This window comes from Vibrio sp. M60_M70 (assembly GCF_037162085.1).
GTDB classification, from domain to species: domain Bacteria; phylum Pseudomonadota; class Gammaproteobacteria; order Enterobacterales; family Vibrionaceae; genus Vibrio; species Vibrio diabolicus.
Genome location: NZ_JARLUL010000002.1, coordinates 1,017,255 through 1,035,441, shown reverse-complemented (window position 1 = coordinate 1,035,441; position 18,187 = coordinate 1,017,255). Strand labels below are relative to the sequence as shown.

The following is an 18,187-nucleotide window of genomic DNA, read 5'->3' as shown; positions in this document are numbered from 1 at the left end:
ATTAAATCCTTGCAAATGAATAGGAACTGGTCACTACTTTGATCGGCTCACCGCTCATAAGACCGATAATGTTAAACGGCGTTTTGTAGCAAAGAGACACGTGATAAAGAGGAAGGCGTCGGTTCTGCGTGGTCAAAGGCAATAGTTTTGTTGCTTTTTCCAACGTAATGTCCTCTAGATCCGGAAAATTACACCCCGCCGTCATGCCCTTTAAGGCGGTGGTTCTAACAAGCTTCTTATCTTTATCAATCAAAGATAGCTCTAAGACTCGCATCCCCAGCTCATTTTCGTCAAAATCTGGTAGTGTGCGTTTCAACATGCCTTTCGCCATATCGAACGAATTGTTCATGTGTGTCTCGCACTGCTTACCTCCTGCGCCGCAAATATCAAGTTCATTGGCAAACAACTGTCGGCGTTCACTAATAACACTGACGATCGAATACACCACCCTATCCAACTGCCCTTTTTTATTAACGGCGATGGTGTAGTTGATATGCATGGCAATAATGGAGCCAAAAAAGAGTAAGACCAATGCAAGCTCAACAATAAAAGCACCGGTTTGCTTTGACTTAGTTACCACAACTGATCTCCTCTCCTAACTTGAACGTGCAGCGCTCGTACTCCTGAACCGCGACCATCTCACGACTAATGTTCATGCTTGGCATAACAAAGTTAAACAGAGGCTGATAGGTGAAGCTCAATTGGTATATGGCAATTGGCATGTTGACTGAGTTTTCAGCAGTGTCGCCTTTCTTGATGTTTGGGCATTCACTCAACGCTTTTCCACTGCGATTACAATGGATAAAGTCAGTTAGGTTTTTAAAGTAATAAACCGATGCCGAAACCGTTGAGTGATCAACAACTTTTGACCATAGTGCACCACCACTTGATTCAAGCTTGGTTTTTATTACGTCTTGGTAGTCGACTTTTTCAGTACTGTGAGAGCTGCCTTGCTTTTTACTGCTCATCACTGCTGTGGTTAATGCATGATCCGTGACGCCCATTGAGTAGGTTAAAACCGACAAGTCAAACCAAGTAAACAGAACCATTAGTAAAACTGGCAAGCCCATTGCGGTCTCAACCGTCAAACTTCCCTTTTGAAACTTGATCATAGCTCGACGTACCTTTTCTTCGTGTAATCAACAACAAAGGCACCTTTGATATCCATATTTTCAAGAAATTTCTTTGCGTCATTGATATCACTGAACTCACCAATGCAGTAACGCTTCCATAAGCCGTGCGTGTAGGAATACACACTTCCATAATTGCCGTTCAGATAGTTTAAGTAATCCGAAGGAATCACCTTATAGGTTGCCAAAACTTGAATTCGGTAAATTGAAGGTGCTTTAGGGCGTAAGTTTTTTGGATCTAGAACTGAGCGTGCTACGTACTTTGGTTTCAAATCGACTGATTTCGTTTCCATTTCCATATTTTTCTTTTCCTTTACTTTAGCGACCTGCTTTGGTGGAACTGCTTTCGTTACTTTTTTAGGAAGCGGTTTAACGCTCTGCATGAGTTTTTTCAGTTTGACTCGCGCTTCCTGTTCGCTGCTGTCGTGCTTTAACACTTCCAGTGCCACGTCAGGTCGGTGTGAGCGAGTCGAAGCTAATAGTAGATTTGAGCGGACTTTTTCATCGTTCGGATTAGCCGCAAACAAGCTGTAGAGCAGTTCCATCGCAGGTTCCGGACGACCTTGCAACATCATCACGACGGCAATATTGTTATTCGCTTCTCGGTCCGATGCGCCGTTTTTCTTGCTGTCGTTGAAGTTGACGATTGCACCGTTGTAATCTTTCTTACGCGCTAAAATCTTGCCTTTCAAAAGATAATAATTACCCTTCGGACCACCGTTTTCTAAATAGTCATCTAGATAGCGTTCACTTGCGTCATAATTACGTTTTAGATATTCCAACTTAGCTAAGATGTAAATAATCTCTGGATCTTCGAGGTCTTTCTTCTCAAGAGTATTTATGTATAACTCGGCAGACTTTTGGTCTTTATTATCGAGGTATAAATTGATCAGTTTTATCTTATAGCTTGGAACTTCAACCAAATTTGCTTTATAAAACTCGATCAGTTGTTCAGTTTGTCCAGCATTAGTTAGTAGTTTTTCTTTGGTTACTAATTCCTGATTGATGGTTGAACAACCACTTAAAAGCAGTAAAACAAAAAGGGAAATAAATTTTTTTACATTCATTATCCTAGCATCCTCATTATCCCTGGCGCTGCGATTAGAACAACAATAGGAACCATGATAAAAGCGATCATTGGTATGGACATTTTTGCCCCCATCTTTCCTATTTTTTCTTCCAAATCGAGCATGTTTATTTCTCGAATATCAGAAGCGAGGGAAGCTAATACCGCACCTACTGATGAGCCGTACTTCAAGCTTTGAGTAAGAGTCATGACAAAGCTTTGCGCTTCTGTGGTTGGAACCAGATCATAGAGCTCAGTAAGCGCTCGATCCAAACCAACAATTTTGGCTCGTTCTGACGTTTTTTTAACAACATAAGCCAGGTTTTCATCGACTGTTTTTAGCTCGTTCGACAGATATTCCAAGCTCGCTTCGAGCGTCATCCCGGTATGCACACACACATTCATCAAGTCGAGCAAGAAAGGCAGTCGACTACTGACGTGACGAACGTTCGCATTCCCTTTCGATGAAATGTACATATCTGGCGCAATCAAACACACAAGCATCGAAAGCGAGAATGAAATAAACGCAGATGAAAACTCCATGTCTCCCTGCATGTAAGAATAACCAATAAATGCTAAGCAAAATAACAGTGGTATAACCTTCAGCAGGTAATAAGCTTGCGCAATAAAATCACTATGAATCCCTGCTCTAACTAAGTTGTTTTTTGTTTCTTCTTTATTAAAAGACAGGCGCGAAAGTTGTACTGCCAACTTATCCGCAAAAGGCGTCTTTTCTTGGGTTGAGTCAATGATCTTCTTTGTCGAAATATTCGCTTTGGTTTTATCAAACACTTTTAACGAGTAATACGCGACAGATAGTGAAACAAACAACCCTAATGCTAAAAAGATGAATTTAATGTCGACCATTACTTCACTCCTCTTAATATCATATAGATAAAGAAGAATCCGATAGCTTCACTGACCAGCACGTAATAAAAGATAGGTTTCCCACCTTCTTCAAACATCACGAAGTTATAATTTTCAGGGCTGGTTACTTTCAAAATCATGATAAAGATTACCGGCAGAGCCGCGATAATTTTTGCTGAAGCACGCGCCTCTGACGTCAGTGCATTTTTCTTCTTCTCGATTGCCCTTGCTTCAAACATGATGCGGTTGATGCGGTTAATGACATCTTTTAGTTGGCCACCTCGACTCAAGTTGATTCGAATCGTCGCCGCAAAGAAAAAGTACTCAACATAAGGGAACGACGCAGCACTTCGCGCCAAGACATCATCTGGGTCTTCACCGATAAGTAGGCGCTCTGACATCTTCTTGAACTCTTCGCCTACTTCATTATCAAGCTGAGTGCCCACATATTCGAACGCATGGACAATACTCTGGCCCGAGGAGAGCGCACCAGAAAGAATGTTCAGCGCATCCGGGAAGTTATCCTTGAATCGCTGCGCTTGAATGCCACTAAGTTTGAGAATAAACATCACAAATAGTATTGGCTCCAAAGCAAGCAACACTTTCCAATACTCAAACATGAAGAACCAATCGTTAACGAAGTAAACCGCTAATGAAGAGCCCGCAAAAAAGCCAATTAATTTGATTCCTGCATGAGGACTCAACAGCTTTTTCAACTGCTTAAATTTATCCTTAATCTTTTTTCGGTAGCTGATATCAAAGCTTTCTGAATCGATAACCGCTCGAGAGCCAGAAACGCCCTCGAACGTATTAGATTGCTCAATGATCGATGTGATTTCTTTCTGTTTTTTCGAATGCCCAATAAACAGAAACAACGCAATTACAACCCATAGCAAAATGACAATCAGCATCATGAGAACAGCTCCTGCAGCGCCCCATCCAAGCCAAAGAACTTCGCTCGCTCATAAATTACAGAGCGCTTAGAAAGACCTGGCGTTCGGAATTCGCCCGAGATTTTGCCTTCATCACCCATTCCGTTGTTTTCAAACCGGAAGATATCTTCCATAACAACGTTGTCACCTTCGAGACCAACAATTTCACTGATAAACAAGATCTTACGACTTCCATCATGGAGTCGTCGTACTTGGACTATCAGGTCAACCGCACTCACGATGGTTCGACGAATCGCCTCAAGCGGTAGACTGGCTGTCGCCATCATTACCATACTCTCCACACGAGCAATCGCATCACGAGGGGTGTTCGCGTGGAGCGTAGACATTGAGCCATCGTGACCAGTGTTCATTGCTTGAAGCATTTCAAACGCTTCACCACCACGACACTCACCAACAATGATTCTATCTGGTCGCATACGCAGAGCGTTGATTACCAAATCTCGCGCAGTGATTTCACCCGTCCCTTCAACGCTTGCTTGACGAGTTTCCAATCGAACAATGTGTGGTTGTTGCAACTGAAGTTCGGCCGCATCTTCAATGGTAACGATACGTTCACCACTACCAATGAAACCGGACAATGCGTTCAACAAGGTTGTTTTACCTGAACCCGTACCCCCAGAGATAAGGATGTTGCACTTACAATGGCTGGCAATCGAAAGCAGTTTTGCCATTTCAACCGATAGCGCGCCAAACTGAACCAAGTTTTCTAGCTTGATTTTTTGCTCTTTGAACTTACGAATCGAAATGGATGTCCCATCGATTGCAAGAGGCGGAATAACAATGTTTACACGACTTCCATCTTCCAAACGAGCATCACAAAGCGGTTTTGATTCATCAATTCGACGCCCCACATTTGAGGCAATACGCTTAGCAATGGTGTTGAGCTGTTTCTCGTTAACAAACTGAATTGGTGATTTTTCTACCTTACCGTTCAATTCGATAAAGATGTCTGAGGGACCATTGATCATGATGTCCGAGATTTCATCGTTATCAACCAACGCTTGAAGGGGTCCAAGACCTTTCAACTCGTCAAGCAGTGCTTTAACCAGCTCTAAACGCTTTAAGCTACTGATTTGAAGTTGCTTCTTCTCAATAAGAATATTAACGGAGTCTTTTAGTTGGCTCTCAAGCTCTAACGGTTCAACGTCAACTAACGAGGCTGCATCTAAAGCGTCAAAGATTTCGTCCCGGATCTCGATATAAACTTCTTTCAAGTGATTCATTTCTTAAACCACGCGAACTTTTTCTGTACTTTGACTTTTTTACCCGTCAACGAATTCACAATATTGGCAATGGCAGGTGCAAACTTAAGCTTTGCCGTATTTTGAATGCCTTGTTGAATAATGAGCTTCTCTAGATTGGCTTCATAAGCAAAATCAATCGCGTCTTTGGCTTTGATTTTCTCTTTCGCCCCTTGAAGCGGCATCATGTAGTCCTTCTGAGATCGCGTCATCGAGAAAATCACTCGATGCTCAGACTTACCCAGCTTCTTCTTGATTGAGTGGTACGCTCTTAGTGAGGCCACAGAAGGTTCACAAACAATAAAAATACGGTTGTATCGGTCACTGATGTCTTCTGCTGTCAACTCATCAATCGCACTGAGCGGCATGGAATCAATGATAAAGTTGTATTGATCAACCAGTTCATTAGAGATGCGAAACAACGAATCTACATGATCGCTCAAGCAAGCAACGTTCTTTTCTAATGTGAGGAAGTTGAGCTTATCTTTAACGGGTTTTACATAGCTTCCAGCAATCGCGGCATCCAGTTCAGACTGGTTCAAATCAATGCTGTTTTGCTGCGCTTTTAGCCCTTTTAAGCCTAGAAATATGTCTGAGTTTAGTGCGATGGTGTCATGCTCAACAAGCAAGGTTTTTAAATTAGCTTGTTGACTCAAACTGTGTGAAAGAAAGGCACTGATCGTGGACACGCCCACCCCACCTTTGCTACCAAGCATTAAGACTCGCTTGGCAATGCGAGACTTCTTCTTAACTGTTGGTGAGAATGTCGCAGCACTTGACTCTTTAAGCGCCCCTAACAAACCATCGAGTTCAGGGTCCCAAAGAATGTAGTTGGCACCCAATGACAAGACTTTATCTCGCATCAGTATTGAGTCCATGTTACTCACTACAATAAGAGAAATGCTGACGTCTAATCTTGAAGAGATCTCCGCAACTTCTGAAATCAACTCGCCACATGCTCTTAAGTCAAGAATGACATGTTTTATTTCAGCGTTAGTTTTATGCCAACTTTCGTCATCAATATCGTCGACTTTTAAAGGTGAAGCGAAACCTTCGATTGCGTAGAGCTCGTCGATTGCTTGAAGAAAAGCCAAATCATCTGAAACAACCAGATCAATGGTGTTGTTCTTCTTATCTTTGCTTGATGAAGTCGTTTTGAATAGGTTATCTAAATCCATTTTTTACTCCGCCACAGGATTCGTCATACTCAAGCGTCTGTTGTATTCCAAGCTGCACCCAAATGGATGATGTTTAAGGGTGTTGAATGAAACAGCATCACAAGTTTGCTCTTGCATCTTGTGGTATTTCGCAACGATTTTTACGCCTTTGCTTTCGCTGTTTGCGTTTAGGGTATAACGCAACTTGTTTACGCCTTTGGCTTTGATTTCTTTCACAAAGCCATCAACAAACTGACTTTCTTTGGCGTCGTAATTGATTGCAAATGTCGACTTTGGATACTGAAGATTAATTTGATTGACGAAGTTAACTGACTTATCCATCGCCACTTCTTTGTTTGTGACTCGAAACTCAAAGGTTTCTACAATTGTGTCTACGGTTGTTTTGTTTGGTGTTACCGATACCGAGCAACCCGAGAGTAATACAGAAACCACCAACAATAGGTTTGCCTTCATTAGTTAAAGCCTCCCGCCTTTATCGTATTTTCCAGCTCTTCGTCATCAACATTTGAAAGATCAAGTTTCAACAAACGCTCAAGATCACTCGTTCGTTTGAACTTCGGCAGTTTGATATCGGTTTCTTTAACAGGATCGACGAGGTTAACTGTCGCTACGATAATCAGCTCAGTCTTTCTTCTTTCAGTATTGGTTTTACTAAACAGTGCACCCAAAATCGGGATATCACCCAGGTAAGGGATTTTGGCTAATGATTCCTGTTCTTCTGATGTCAACAGACCCGCTAGAACAAAGCTTTGACCATCTTTCAATTGCACGGTCGTTTGGGCTTTGCGAGTCCTCAAAGAAGGCACACTGATGAGTCCAGAGTTCACACCATTGGTCTTATCAATAGAGCTCACTTCCGGCAGCAGTGACAAACGAATATTTTCAGAGTCTGTTACTTTAGCAACCATCGACAGCTTTACGCCGTACTCTTTGTAAGTAACAGAGATACCATCGTTATCGCGAACTGTAATAGGGATTTCACCACCGACTAGAAAGCTTGCGGACTCACCGGAAATCACTGATAAATTTGGTTCGGCAAGCACTTGTCCAATGCTGTCATTACCACTCGCTGAAATAACCGCAACGATATCCTCAGCAGTAAAATCTAAAATTTTATTGACGAACTGACCAGCACCACCAATGGACTTACCGTTTGTTTCAGCGTATGAAACCCCTAGCTCGGTCAAGAATGAACTTGAAACTTCTGCAACCGTCAGCTTTACGTTGATTTGATCAGTCGTGAGAACTTTCAGGTTGTTGATGATGTCTTCAAACACATAAGTCGCTGTGTAGTCGAGAGCATCGCCAGCTTCTCCGTTTGCATTAGTGAGCTCAAAAGTGTTCCTTTGTTTGCTCTTTTTCAGCATTTCACCCACGTGGCGATACACCTTGTTTTTGATTTCTTCGCTGCTCACGACACCATCAATGACAACCTGCTCACCAATATTGGTCAGCTCAATGTCTTCATCGGGATACCTTGCAATAAGCGTTTGTTTTAAAAGCCTTAAGCTTTTATTTACTACCACTTCTGTGTTGTAAATTTCGTTTCCTGTTCGGTCGTACGCGATAATGGAAGTGGCGCCACGGCCAATACCGTAAATCACCAATTTCCCGTTTGCGATGACCTTGTAATCCGCAATTTGGGTATCTGCGACAAACACGGTATCAATGTTGCGTTTTACATTAATCGTCTTCGCTGCACCTTTATCAAGGCTTAATAGATCCCCAGCAGACGCGGAAACCGGGAGAAGCAAAACCAATCCCAGCGTGACCGATAATATATTTTTATTGAACACCCTTAATTCCCTCTCAGCTGTCGAACGCCAAATCGATGCTCAATCAAATCGCTACTTTTTACAGATAAGTATTTATGAACCATCTTTGCTGGAACCAGAGTTATGGCTCCAATTTTCTGTGCCATTTCAAGCTTAAGTACCTGTTTAACGGTCAACGCGATAATCAAGCCATATTCTTCATTTGACGAATCATCATCTTCAGAAACGTTCATCGATTGCAAAACCAAAGCCCCGTCAATGATGACGTTGCTCGTTAAGCTATCGATATCGGAATAGCCACTTTCTAATAAATTAGATTGAGATGAGGTTGTGGCAACAAAACTGACGCGATCGCCAGGTTGAATTGGTAGCGCTTCTACAATGCTACTGCCTTGCGACAAGTAGTAGTAAGGCACTTGGTCTTTTTTAAGTGAAAGATACATGTAATCTTTTTCACCAGGATTAGAAACCAAGTCTGGTGTTAATTGCATACCTTCATTGACGTCTTTCGCCCATAGAGCACCTGAATCAATCTTGATACTCGCGTAAGGAACGTATGAATGCTGTTTTGCTTCCGACTCGGGAAACTCACGAATATCTATTGCATCGGTGTTAACCGGCTCAGCTTTGTTTACAGCTCGATTAACGAATGCGACCTCTACAAACACTTCATTTTCGACCACAGCCACTGGCTCAGGCTGATCAAAAAAATCGCTGACGTAGAAAAAAGCCAAAAACATAGTGATGGCAACAAATACAAAAACTAATGCTCTACTCATAGAATAAAAACCTTAAAAGAGAGGGTTTCCCCTCTCTAAATTTATAACTGGTTAACTTATCCTTGTTTACCGTCAGCTTTATTGCCAGAGCCAGAACCTCCAGCAGAGTTAGCACTTTCCATTGAAGTGGAAATTTTGCCCATCGCATCATTTAACGTTGTTTTCAAAGTGCCATCTTTGAATACAAATAGAATAATTGAAGACATTGCTACAGCGATGATTGCGTATTCCACAGCAGTGACACCACGTTTGTCAGAATTAAATTTATGGCGGATATTACGAAGTTTATTATTGATATTTAAAAGCATGTTTACCTCTATTTCCCTTGAATTAATCACTCATTTCGTGAACGAATAAAATTTACATCAACAGAAACAATCACACCAATTAAGCTTTTTTATTCACATATAAGATGTTGTTATAAAATCAATGAAATCCATTACATAAATTTTTATTATCGAAAACAATTTGAATTTATAAGTGAAAAATTTAAAATAGGAAAATGAATTATATAAATTTTGCTTTGTGGCTAACTTGCCTGGTCAACGTCTTACTCATATTCTATGACGATATTCGTTATAGAATTGTGAAACATCGATTTCTTCTTATTATCTTTATTACTTCACTACTTAGCTTGTTGTTTACTCCAGAACCACTAGCTCAACTCACAGTGAGTATCTCTGTTTTTATTTGTTTCTTTATACTTTGGTTGATAAACATTGTAGGAGGCGGAGATGTAAAACTCATTGGTGCACTTTTCTTAGGAGTGAACGATGAATATATGTTAGCTGCAATAGTAGCGATCGGATTAATGGGTGGGATTCAAATATTGGTTATGTGGTTAATGTCTGTTTATCACAAAAAAATTTTTTTGAGAACGGCATCCCTTACACAATACCAATTGGTACGAGTGGGCTCTTTTTCTTCTACATGTCATTAATTTAATCATTATTAAAACAAACGCCATGTCTATTTATTCAATAGGCATGGCGTTTTTCTACATCACTTCACAACTGGTTAGTAACCGACCCGTAGGTGGTCTACCAACCACGCCTTTAGAAGTCAGTCGGAATGTTTCGGTAATCAAACTTCTCAAACGTTCTTGGTCGATTTTCTTCGCAGCAGAATCATTACACCATACGTACATCTCGATGTACTTGGATAGCGGATACTGGCTACACTTGTAATCGCCCAGTGTCCAACTAGGACAGATAACAAAAGTATTTTCCGCTTGCAGTTCATTGATCATCAATCGAGACGAAGAAGTAGTAAGCCAATGTTTTACTCTAGAAGTATCCACCCCAGAAGAGTCAAGCAATACCTCAGCATCTCGCCTAGTCAAAGTATTACAAAAGACGATTCGCTCAGGGTAGCATTCCTCAGGTTTGACTGCACAGCCGCAAGCCAAAATGTATTGCTCTCTATTTAGTGGGAAAACGCGACCTTCCACGGATGTGGTGTCACCAATAGCGAAGACTAAATCGTGGTTCTCTTTATCAACACAATTCATGTCGCTATAACTTGTAATAGCTAACTCGACGTCGTTATACACTCTAAAAGAGCTAATTACTTTTGCGACCAACTCTGGAGCAAATGAATCAGATATCGCAATAGAATACCGATCAAACATATCTACTTGAGCCAATTCGTCAAATAATTGGTCATATAAAGACATTGTTCTGTCTGTATAACTAAGTAATATTTGGCCATGTTTAGTCAGATTGAATCCATCTTTTCGATCGAAGACTTCAGCCCCTATAGTACATTCAAGTTTTTTAATATGTTGTGAAACGGCTGGTTGGGTTAAATATAGACTTTCTGCTGCCGCAGTAAAACTTCTATGCCTTGCAACATGTGAAAAAGTGCGCAAGTACTTTACATCGATGGTACGTTTATTTGCTTTCATTTTAATAACACCAAGACCCAATAATTTCCGATAGTTATAATTTTTATAAATCCATAAAGCTACAGATGAAGCTAGTTAATAAATAGCTCCCCTCTATAACTCAGTCTCTTATTTTACGTCTAAGCATTAAACAGTTGTATAAAAAACCAGTTTCTTATTAACTAAGTTTTACACTGATCCGAAAAGACAAAAAACATTGCAAATACATGTTTTAATTATTATTTTACGCTGAGAAATAATTGATTTAAAAAAGGGAAATTTATAATATTGTGTCTTAATCACCCCCTTTATAAGGTCTAAATCCCCCTTTTATTTTAAGTAATCACTTAATAATATTCATATTGTTTTATTTCATAACAAACTATATACATTATATGAACGACAATATTATTAATAGAAATTAAGTAATTATAAGAATACGTATATATAAGTATAAGTTACCGTTATTAATAATTAATTCAAGACTAACTAATTTATACTCGAACGAAAATAGCAAACGTTTGCTATTTTCGTTCGAACTATAATATGGATTTAAAACGAATGTAAATATGACTATTCAATTAATAATGTTGTATAGATCATAATTCTGGCCATGAGATATGCTTATCATTAAGCTTTAATTTGGTTTCTTTTACGATATTCAAGTGGAGAACAATCATTTTCTCGTTTGAATATCTGCCTGAAAAACTGTGTATCAACATAACCAGATCGACTTGCCACTTCATCAATTGACAATTTTGTTGACCTCAACAGTTCTTTTGCAAAAGATAAACGCCCTAACTGAATAAACTTTAACGGACTGATGGATGTCGCCTCTTTAAATCGGCGTTTTAACTGCCGTTCTGATAAGCAAGCTTCATTCGCTAAATCACTGATAGAAACGATGTCTAGATCCGTGGTGAGAATCCATTTTTGGATTTTTAGAATCAGCTCATCTCTGTGTTGCATGTACCGGAAAACATCACAGTATGAATGAGAGTTTCCACTGCTCTCTATTGTACTTAAAAACTGGTTACCAAGGTTTCGAGTGTGCTTTCCAAAATACTCTTCTACTATTTCCAGCATCACACTTGAGTGAGAGTAAGGTCCAGACGAAAGATAGACGTTTCCGTCAATGAGTGCTTTCTGCTCAGTCATGAGCATTATCTCAGGGAACAGTTCGCCAAAGAGGTGGGCGAAGTAAGAATGCATTACAGCTTTGTTTTGCTGCAAAAGACCGGCTTTCGCGACGACAAAAATACCAGTGTCAATTGCAACTATTTTGCTGCCTTTTAGGTGTAACTCTCTGATCCAATCGAACAATGCAGGATCGATCTTATCTAACGATTCTAAAGGATCGCCAATAGAGCCAATGATTAATATGTTTGTAAAATCAAATGATTGCCATTGTGCGGTAGGTTGAACGCTGATTCCCCCTCGACCAATTAACGGCCGATTGTTTGCCGTAACGACGTGTGTCATGAAACCTTGGAACTCTGCAAATTCAGCTGCTGTTTCCAAGATCTCTAATGAGCTTATTATTGATGCAAAATACCTCCCTGTCGGAGCAAGCGCTACGACACGGAGGTTTTTCTTATTGGTTTCCTTCAATCTTCATTCATCCTGCGAATACAAGGCGATGAATTATAATATTTTTCTACCAAATATCATTTCTTATTACGAATATATACAAATTATTAACCTTTGTTCTTAGACTAATCAGGATCATACACAGAATGACCCACAGCCCCATAGAGCCACCTTCTTCACTCTTGCCAGGATCATTTTCCACAACAACTTCTTGCTTAACAACCATAGCAACCTTCTTAGTAATAATTGCACCATCATTGTCGTTTACCGTCACTTCAAACATCAGCTTTTCACTTTTCTCACTCACTTTTGGTAACGTCACTTCTACACTTATCGTGTCCGTGGTGGCAAACTGGGCTTTAGTCCCAGAAACTTGACGCCATTTGAATGAATGATTGGTTGAATCAACGTCTTTTAAGCCAAGTACAGATAGTGTGACTTTTTCATTTGATAGGCCTTCTTTACGACTCGCTTCGATAGAAAAGATCGGCTCATCATTAACCGCTTCGACCGAAATTACAGCCATAGCTGTATTAGATTCACGTCCGTTCTCTTTAACAATAGAAAACTCAAACTGGTCATTACCAAAGTAGTTTTCCTTGCTTTGGTAGGTATTTCCATCAATCTTGCCGTGCATCGGCGGCTTTTTAATGACGATGGTGTCCCCTTTCTCTAGTCCTTGTTGCTGACGTAAGTTAAGTTCCAGTGGCGTATCTTCTAGCGCTTTGTATTGAAGACTATTGGCGGTGATTACTGGAGAATTGATCGTGATGACCACCTCACCTTCTGCTGTCGTCCCAAAATCGTCAGACACTTGATACTTCATTACTGCTCGTTGTTCTGGAATGTCCGAAACAGGAACAGAATAGTGGATTTTTTGTCCTGAGATTTCAGCGCTACCAATCGAAGGCTTTGATGTGATCTTATCTAGCTTCAATGTGCTATTCGCATCCGATGAGTGGTCATTCGCCAGTACATCAATCGTAATACTTTCACCGCTTAATACGGTGACGGAATCCGTTTCAACCGTAATACTAGGTTTCGCCTGAGGTTTTTCTAACAAAGCAGCAAAAGGATAGTTACGGCCACGCCCTTCGCTTAATCCGCTCGTCTTGTACGAACTGGCATTTCCATAGAACTGCTTCTTTTTCTCTCCGTTAGACAAATAAGCGTCCAAGAATGAATAGCTGTATTCTGGCTTAGCGTTTTCTAGCTCAATGACCAACAACTGCTCACCTTCATCGATATCAAATGGCGATGCAAACATAACTCGACCACCAAACGTAGGAATCACCCCCGATGACACTTCAACTTGAGTGTCAACGTTAATAGCAGCATTCCCCCAACGGTTTGTAGTCAGGTCATATTTAAACATGCGATAACGCATCTCGGAGTTTGGTAGGATTGGCTTAGCAAATAAGTAGAAACCAACCAAAGATTGGTAACCGTCGTTGTTTTCTAACCCAAACCCTATCGTATTGTTGCGGCTGTCTTCATACACGTACGTTCTTGAAAGTGACGTTATCCAAGCCGATTTATTCATCGATGAAGGAATAGACGCTCGTAACGTGCCGCTTTGATCTGTACTGGCGATATCATTAATCGAGATATTGGTTTCCCGGCCACCGGTGATGAGTTTTAAAGAAGGAGTTGTATCGTCCGAAATAGTTACCACATTGCTTGAGCCCGGGAACACATCACCTTGATCTGACCAGCCACGAGTTTGTAGTTCATCCAGACCGTCCGCTTGGAATACCTGAACTTGCATTGGCCCAGTGTCATTGAAACGGTTGTCGATACTTACGGCCGTGATCAAAAGACCTTCACCTGACAACGCACGGTCGTATTCCGTTTTTCTTCTGTTTTCGAAGTAAGCTCTTGGACCTTGCTGTTTCAAATACGGATCGAGATACACCACACCCTCGCCTTGACGAGTCTCGATCGTGCTAGAACCAGACGCTTCAATCACTTTCGGTTTGATGAAACCAGCAGCTTCCTTACTCCATGCCAACATATTGACCGGCGTTTCCCCTGCATACGTATCACCTTGTTTACTTGCCCAGCTTCCGCCACCCATTAATCCCCATTGACCAACAGAGCCGGAATGTTTGTAGGAATACAAATCAGGTAGACCAAGCATCAAGTGTCCAAGTTCATGGGCAATCACGCCCATCGTAGATTGATGGTCACCTTGGAAGTCAGCAAACAAGCAGTAATCTCGAATGGTCTTTCCATCGATCTCAATCGCATTATGACTATAACGATGAGGCCAAATGTACGGCGTATTTACCGAACCGGCAGATTTGTCATATCCCGCAAATACAAACATCACAGACAATTCGTCAGGTGTGATTTTGTCGTCGTTATTCAAATCGTAAGTAGACAAATCCACATAACGGTCTAACTTGTCGTAAGCAGCTTTAAAAGCCTCATTTAGCTTACTGTCACAAGTCGCATCATTTTTTGAGTGGCAGTTCGGGTGAGCGATATCCAACGTAAGGTCGATGACACCATCGTTCGCTGTACCTTCCGTTTCTTTCGCAGGCTCTACAATGTAACGTCCGTAGCTATTCTTACTGAAGTAGTCTTTTACACTTTGCTGATTATCACCAAAAATCACATTGGTGAAGTCATTCACAAAGTCTTGGTTGTTAAAGCTCACCTGAACAACGAGCAAAGGTTGGTGCGTGGGCTCATTCGTTGCGTTTAGTGCTCGAATGGGAGTTTGCTCAAGATATGGCTCACTCATCGGATAAACGTGCTCAGAATGCAATAAAGAAGACGTCGGAGTGACGCGCTCTTTTAACAACTCTCTCACTACTTGTGGCATTTCTAATTTGGCTTCAACCCCAAGAGAAGTGACGACAAAACGCCCATCAACAATTTCATGATTACCATAAAACCACCCTGTCTCTTCATCGTAGACATAAATAATGCCTTCTCTATCTTGATACCAGAAAGATTCTTGATCGCCATAAAGTTTTAATTCTTTCTTTGAACCATCATTTAACTGAAATTGATGCCAAGTTGGCGCAGGCAGCGTATTGGCATGAGCAAAGGAAACCATCAAAGTGCTGATGATTGGAAAATATATTTTTTTCATATACCCGTCGACTAAAATAAAAACCAAGCGTTATGTATATCAAAATCAATTTTTCCTTCCCAATTAACATTTCTACTGAATTTATAAATAATAGTTATTTGTTCAATATCACATAAAAATAGGCGTGTTGAGCATAATACATTTTTATCTAGCCATTAAATTCTATTATTTAACTAAGCATCAGTAAAAATATATATTTGACACCCATTTCAAATACAATACTAATTCTATGAAAAATATTAAAACTGCATGTCTTCTATTATCCATGCTTGGTGTTTTAACTGGATGTGGTGGTGATGATTCTTCCGGTGGAGTCAAGACTGTTCCCGTCGCTGGCGTAGATTCTGGCGACAAAAACGATGACAACGCCGACGTAGATTCAACTGTAGATGACGATACAGATAATGACAGTACCGTCGATGATGATTCCACGAAAGATGACGATACCACTGACGATGACACCGTGGTAGATGACGATACCGAGCTTTTCCCACACAAAGGAAAATGTACTGTTGAAGATTTTACGGTTGACCGAGTCAATATCGAATCAAGAGTCGCAAACAGTGACTACGAGTGCATGAGAACGTGGTTTTCTCCATCGTTAGAGCAAGCAGACGTCGTCTTCAGTACCATGAGCGTGAGTCGAATTACTGGCGGATTAAAAAAGGCAATTGAAGCTTATAAAGGAACAAAAGAGCAAGCTCAGCAAATATACTATTTAGGTGAGTTCATTAAGGCAGCTTACAAAAACCGACACGATACCTTTGCTAAAAAGTTGCAACCTTTCTCATCCGAATTAAGCGCAGATATTGCCAATACCATTCAACAGTTTTTGCGCTCGCCATACGCTCTAACTGAAGGTCGCGAACAGCAAGAAGCGCTCGCATCCATGTTGATTGTTGTTGATAGTATTCGTCAACTCGCCATCGCCGCACCCGATGTTTTCGCTATTCTTGATAGCTTTTCAGCGGATAAAAGCGACAGCTATTACTACCGTAAAGCCATCAACAATATCTTTGTCGCTATGGCTGGACACTCACAAACCAAAGCGTTTTACGATGTGATTGAATCTGACTCAAGTTATATCCATCGTTTGAGTGGTTTTATTACCAACAACGAATGGGCGATAGGCACGGATTCTGAACAACTACTTGGCAATGCCGCGCGAGAGCTCGCTAGGCTGATAAAAACTGAAGATGCAGAGACAAAAAAAGTCGTTGTCGACACTTTAGATTCTTTGTTAAAGCGCTACCCGCTAGGCGGTAAGTCAGACAGAATTTGGGTTGGCATCGCCGAAATGGTTGACGCTTATGCATCAGATTATCTTGAGCAACTAGGGCTAAGTAACTCAAAATCCGTATTAAAACAGCGAATAATGACATTCAGTTATGATTGTCGCGGACCCGCGCGAATTCTTGCTCAAGAGATGACCGAAGCTCAAGCAATAACAAGCTGCGAAACATTAAACCTCAAAGAAGATGACTTCCACCAAACTGTTAATACCGGATATCAGCCTGTCGCTGATGATCATAGCGATAGTGTCGATGTTATTGTTTTTAAAACCAAAAGTGACTATTCAACCTACTCCAGCTTCCTTTTTGATAACACAACCAACAACGGCGGACAGTTCCTTGAGCGAGACCCATCAAAACAAGGAAATGTACCTCGATTCGTCGCTTATCAAAACGGATGGGACGACGACTTTTCGATTCTAAACTTAGAGCACGAATATGTGCATTATTTAGACGGTCGATTCAACCAATACGGTGACTTCCATGACACAATGCGTGAAGGCAATATCGTGTGGTGGTTGGAAGGTTTTGCTGAATACATGTATTACAAAGAAGGCTACAATGCTGCTCTAGTACTTGGCAAAGAAAAGACGCACACATTGGCAGACGTGTTCAGTACGAACTACAGCGACGGTTTAAACCGTGTGTACCGCTGGGGCTACTTAGCTGTGCGCTTCATGATAGAGAAGCATCCTGAAGACGTTACTGAACTGTTAGGTTACTCGCGTACCGGCCAATACAAAGAGTGGGTAAAACTGCTTGAACGATTAGGGCCTGCTTACAATACCGAGTTTCATTCGTGGCTGGATGAGGTGACGAAAGACATTGACGATTCGGATATTTCTCAGCCAAAACCGAAAGAGAAGCCTAAGAAAATCGAACTCAATACCAGCATCCAAGTAAGTGGTAAAAAGTTCTCTGAAACGCTCTTCTTTGTCGATGTTTCAGAAAGTTATAATCAACTGGAAGTGTCTATCTCCGGCACTGGTGATGCCGATCTATACGCTTGTTACGACAAAGTATGCCACTACTTCGAGTACGAATGGTCGAACTACACCCATGGCAGTAACGAAACGATTTCAATCCCAAAAAATGAAGACGGGTCGATCAAAATGGGACAATACTATTTCAGCATCAGTGGTCGTGAAGAATTCGACGTAGAACTGTCTGTTGTTGCGAAATAAATTTCTATCATCGTTCATTAGGCACCTGTTTTCTCGATGGTGCTTAATGAACATTAAATATTATTTATAGAGGTATTATAATTCTTAATTTCCTGACGTAATAACTTTAGATATAGAATATGAAACGATGTTTAAGTGTGAGTC

At 40.9% G+C, this 18,187-nt stretch carries 16 protein-coding genes; 2 read left to right on the top strand and 14 right to left on the bottom strand.

Translation table 11 applies throughout. The features are described 5' to 3' along the window. Position 1 precedes the first annotated feature (1 nt). The 11 genes from tadF to P4S59_RS20190 are packed head-to-tail and all read right to left on the bottom strand — an operon-like array spanning position 2 to position 9,297. On the bottom strand, positions 2-580 hold the full coding sequence (gene tadF / locus P4S59_RS20240; protein ID WP_124007830.1) for a tight adherence pilus pseudopilin TadF: 579 nt from the start codon (positions 578-580) through the stop codon (positions 2-4). Next, complete coding sequence (locus tag P4S59_RS20235) at positions 570-1,112, bottom strand: TadE family protein (protein ID WP_005445962.1); 543 nt, start codon at positions 1,110-1,112, stop codon at positions 570-572. Before P4S59_RS20235 ends, tadF begins: the two co-directional genes overlap by 11 nt. Beyond that, positions 1,109-2,197 carry a tetratricopeptide repeat protein gene (locus tag P4S59_RS20230; RefSeq protein ID WP_337168948.1) on the bottom strand — a complete coding sequence of 363 codons (1,089 nt, stop codon included), beginning with the start codon at positions 2,195-2,197 and terminating at the stop codon, positions 1,109-1,111. Before P4S59_RS20230 ends, P4S59_RS20235 begins: the two co-directional genes overlap by 4 nt. Next, the gene (locus P4S59_RS20225) at positions 2,197-3,063 is read right to left on the bottom strand and encodes a type II secretion system F family protein (RefSeq protein ID WP_337168947.1); all 867 of its coding nucleotides are present in this window, start codon (positions 3,061-3,063) and stop codon (positions 2,197-2,199) included. The genes P4S59_RS20230 and P4S59_RS20225 overlap by 1 nt, the downstream gene beginning before the upstream one ends. Then, positions 3,063-3,977, bottom strand: a complete 915-nt coding sequence (locus tag P4S59_RS20220) for a type II secretion system F family protein (protein ID WP_301570909.1) — start codon at positions 3,975-3,977, stop codon at positions 3,063-3,065. Before P4S59_RS20220 ends, P4S59_RS20225 begins: the two co-directional genes overlap by 1 nt. After that, positions 3,974-5,239 carry a CpaF family protein gene (locus tag P4S59_RS20215; protein ID WP_005445970.1) on the bottom strand — a complete coding sequence of 422 codons (1,266 nt, stop codon included), beginning with the start codon at positions 5,237-5,239 and terminating at the stop codon, positions 3,974-3,976. The genes P4S59_RS20220 and P4S59_RS20215 overlap by 4 nt, the downstream gene beginning before the upstream one ends. Further along, a complete protein-coding gene (locus P4S59_RS20210; RefSeq protein WP_005445972.1) occupies positions 5,236-6,435 on the bottom strand; it encodes an AAA family ATPase in 1,200 nt (399 codons plus the stop codon). The genes P4S59_RS20215 and P4S59_RS20210 overlap by 4 nt, the downstream gene beginning before the upstream one ends. Before the next feature lie 3 nt (positions 6,436-6,438). Further along, positions 6,439-6,888, bottom strand: coding sequence for a hypothetical protein (locus P4S59_RS20205; protein WP_005445974.1), 450 nt, complete (start codon positions 6,886-6,888; stop codon positions 6,439-6,441). Then, entirely contained in the window at positions 6,888-8,231 is a 1,344-nt protein-coding gene (locus P4S59_RS20200; protein ID WP_337168946.1) for a type II and III secretion system protein family protein, read from the bottom strand. Before P4S59_RS20200 ends, P4S59_RS20205 begins: the two co-directional genes overlap by 1 nt. Before the next feature lie 2 nt (positions 8,232-8,233). Continuing rightward, the gene (locus tag P4S59_RS20195; RefSeq protein ID WP_124007824.1) at positions 8,234-8,989 is read right to left on the bottom strand and encodes a pilus assembly protein CpaB; all 756 of its coding nucleotides are present in this window, start codon (positions 8,987-8,989) and stop codon (positions 8,234-8,236) included. 56 nt (positions 8,990-9,045) lie between these two features. Further along, complete coding sequence (locus P4S59_RS20190; RefSeq protein ID WP_046876019.1) at positions 9,046-9,297, bottom strand: Flp family type IVb pilin; 252 nt, start codon at positions 9,295-9,297, stop codon at positions 9,046-9,048. Between the two features lie 194 nt (positions 9,298-9,491). Between P4S59_RS20190 and P4S59_RS20185 the strand changes: the two genes are divergently transcribed. Next, a complete protein-coding gene (locus P4S59_RS20185; RefSeq protein WP_337168945.1) occupies positions 9,492-9,929 on the top strand; it encodes an A24 family peptidase in 438 nt (145 codons plus the stop codon). Between the two features lie 57 nt (positions 9,930-9,986). Here the strand turns inward: P4S59_RS20185 and P4S59_RS20180 are convergent, their stop codons facing one another. The 3 genes from P4S59_RS20180 to P4S59_RS20170 form a co-directional block, all read right to left on the bottom strand. Further along, the gene (locus P4S59_RS20180) at positions 9,987-10,895 is read right to left on the bottom strand and encodes a LysR family transcriptional regulator (protein WP_046876017.1); all 909 of its coding nucleotides are present in this window, start codon (positions 10,893-10,895) and stop codon (positions 9,987-9,989) included. 609 nt (positions 10,896-11,504) lie between these two features. Next, positions 11,505-12,485 (bottom strand): GlxA family transcriptional regulator, encoded by a 981-nt coding sequence (locus P4S59_RS20175; RefSeq protein WP_046876016.1) that lies wholly within the window; start codon positions 12,483-12,485, stop codon positions 11,505-11,507. 46 nt (positions 12,486-12,531) lie between these two features. Then, a complete protein-coding gene (locus tag P4S59_RS20170) occupies positions 12,532-15,567 on the bottom strand; it encodes a M6 family metalloprotease domain-containing protein (RefSeq protein ID WP_337168944.1) in 3,036 nt (1,011 codons plus the stop codon). 265 nt (positions 15,568-15,832) lie between these two features. On the opposite strand from P4S59_RS20170, the gene P4S59_RS20165 reads away from it, so the two are divergent. Beyond that, positions 15,833-18,043 (top strand): M9 family metallopeptidase, encoded by a 2,211-nt coding sequence (locus P4S59_RS20165; RefSeq protein ID WP_337169206.1) that lies wholly within the window; start codon positions 15,833-15,835, stop codon positions 18,041-18,043. The last annotated feature ends 144 nt before the right edge of the window (positions 18,044-18,187 follow it).

What these genes read in the sequence shown, in the direction of transcription:
- P4S59_RS20235 (WP_005445962.1), bottom strand. Translation starts at nt 1,112, where the DNA reads ATGATCAAGTTTCAAAAGGGAAGTTTGACGGTTGAGACCGCAATGGGC.
- P4S59_RS20230 (WP_337168948.1), bottom strand. Translation starts at nt 2,197, where the DNA reads ATGAATGTAAAAAAATTTATTTCCCTTTTTGTTTTACTGCTTTTAAGT.
- P4S59_RS20225 (WP_337168947.1), bottom strand. Translation starts at nt 3,063, where the DNA reads ATGGTCGACATTAAATTCATCTTTTTAGCATTAGGGTTGTTTGTTTCA.
- P4S59_RS20220 (WP_301570909.1), bottom strand. Translation starts at nt 3,977, where the DNA reads ATGATGCTGATTGTCATTTTGCTATGGGTTGTAATTGCGTTGTTTCTG.
- P4S59_RS20215 (WP_005445970.1), bottom strand. Translation starts at nt 5,239, where the DNA reads ATGAATCACTTGAAAGAAGTTTATATCGAGATCCGGGACGAAATCTTT.
- P4S59_RS20210 (WP_005445972.1), bottom strand. Translation starts at nt 6,435, where the DNA reads ATGGATTTAGATAACCTATTCAAAACGACTTCATCAAGCAAAGATAAG.
- P4S59_RS20205 (WP_005445974.1), bottom strand. Translation starts at nt 6,888, where the DNA reads ATGAAGGCAAACCTATTGTTGGTGGTTTCTGTATTACTCTCGGGTTGC.
- P4S59_RS20195 (WP_124007824.1), bottom strand. Translation starts at nt 8,989, where the DNA reads ATGAGTAGAGCATTAGTTTTTGTATTTGTTGCCATCACTATGTTTTTG.
- P4S59_RS20190 (WP_046876019.1), bottom strand. Translation starts at nt 9,297, where the DNA reads ATGCTTTTAAATATCAATAATAAACTTCGTAATATCCGCCATAAATTT.
- P4S59_RS20185 (WP_337168945.1), top strand. Translation starts at nt 9,492, where the DNA reads ATGAATTATATAAATTTTGCTTTGTGGCTAACTTGCCTGGTCAACGTC.
- P4S59_RS20180 (WP_046876017.1), bottom strand. Translation starts at nt 10,895, where the DNA reads ATGAAAGCAAATAAACGTACCATCGATGTAAAGTACTTGCGCACTTTT.
- P4S59_RS20170 (WP_337168944.1), bottom strand. Translation starts at nt 15,567, where the DNA reads ATGAAAAAAATATATTTTCCAATCATCAGCACTTTGATGGTTTCCTTT.
- P4S59_RS20165 (WP_337169206.1), top strand. Translation starts at nt 15,833, where the DNA reads ATGCTTGGTGTTTTAACTGGATGTGGTGGTGATGATTCTTCCGGTGGA.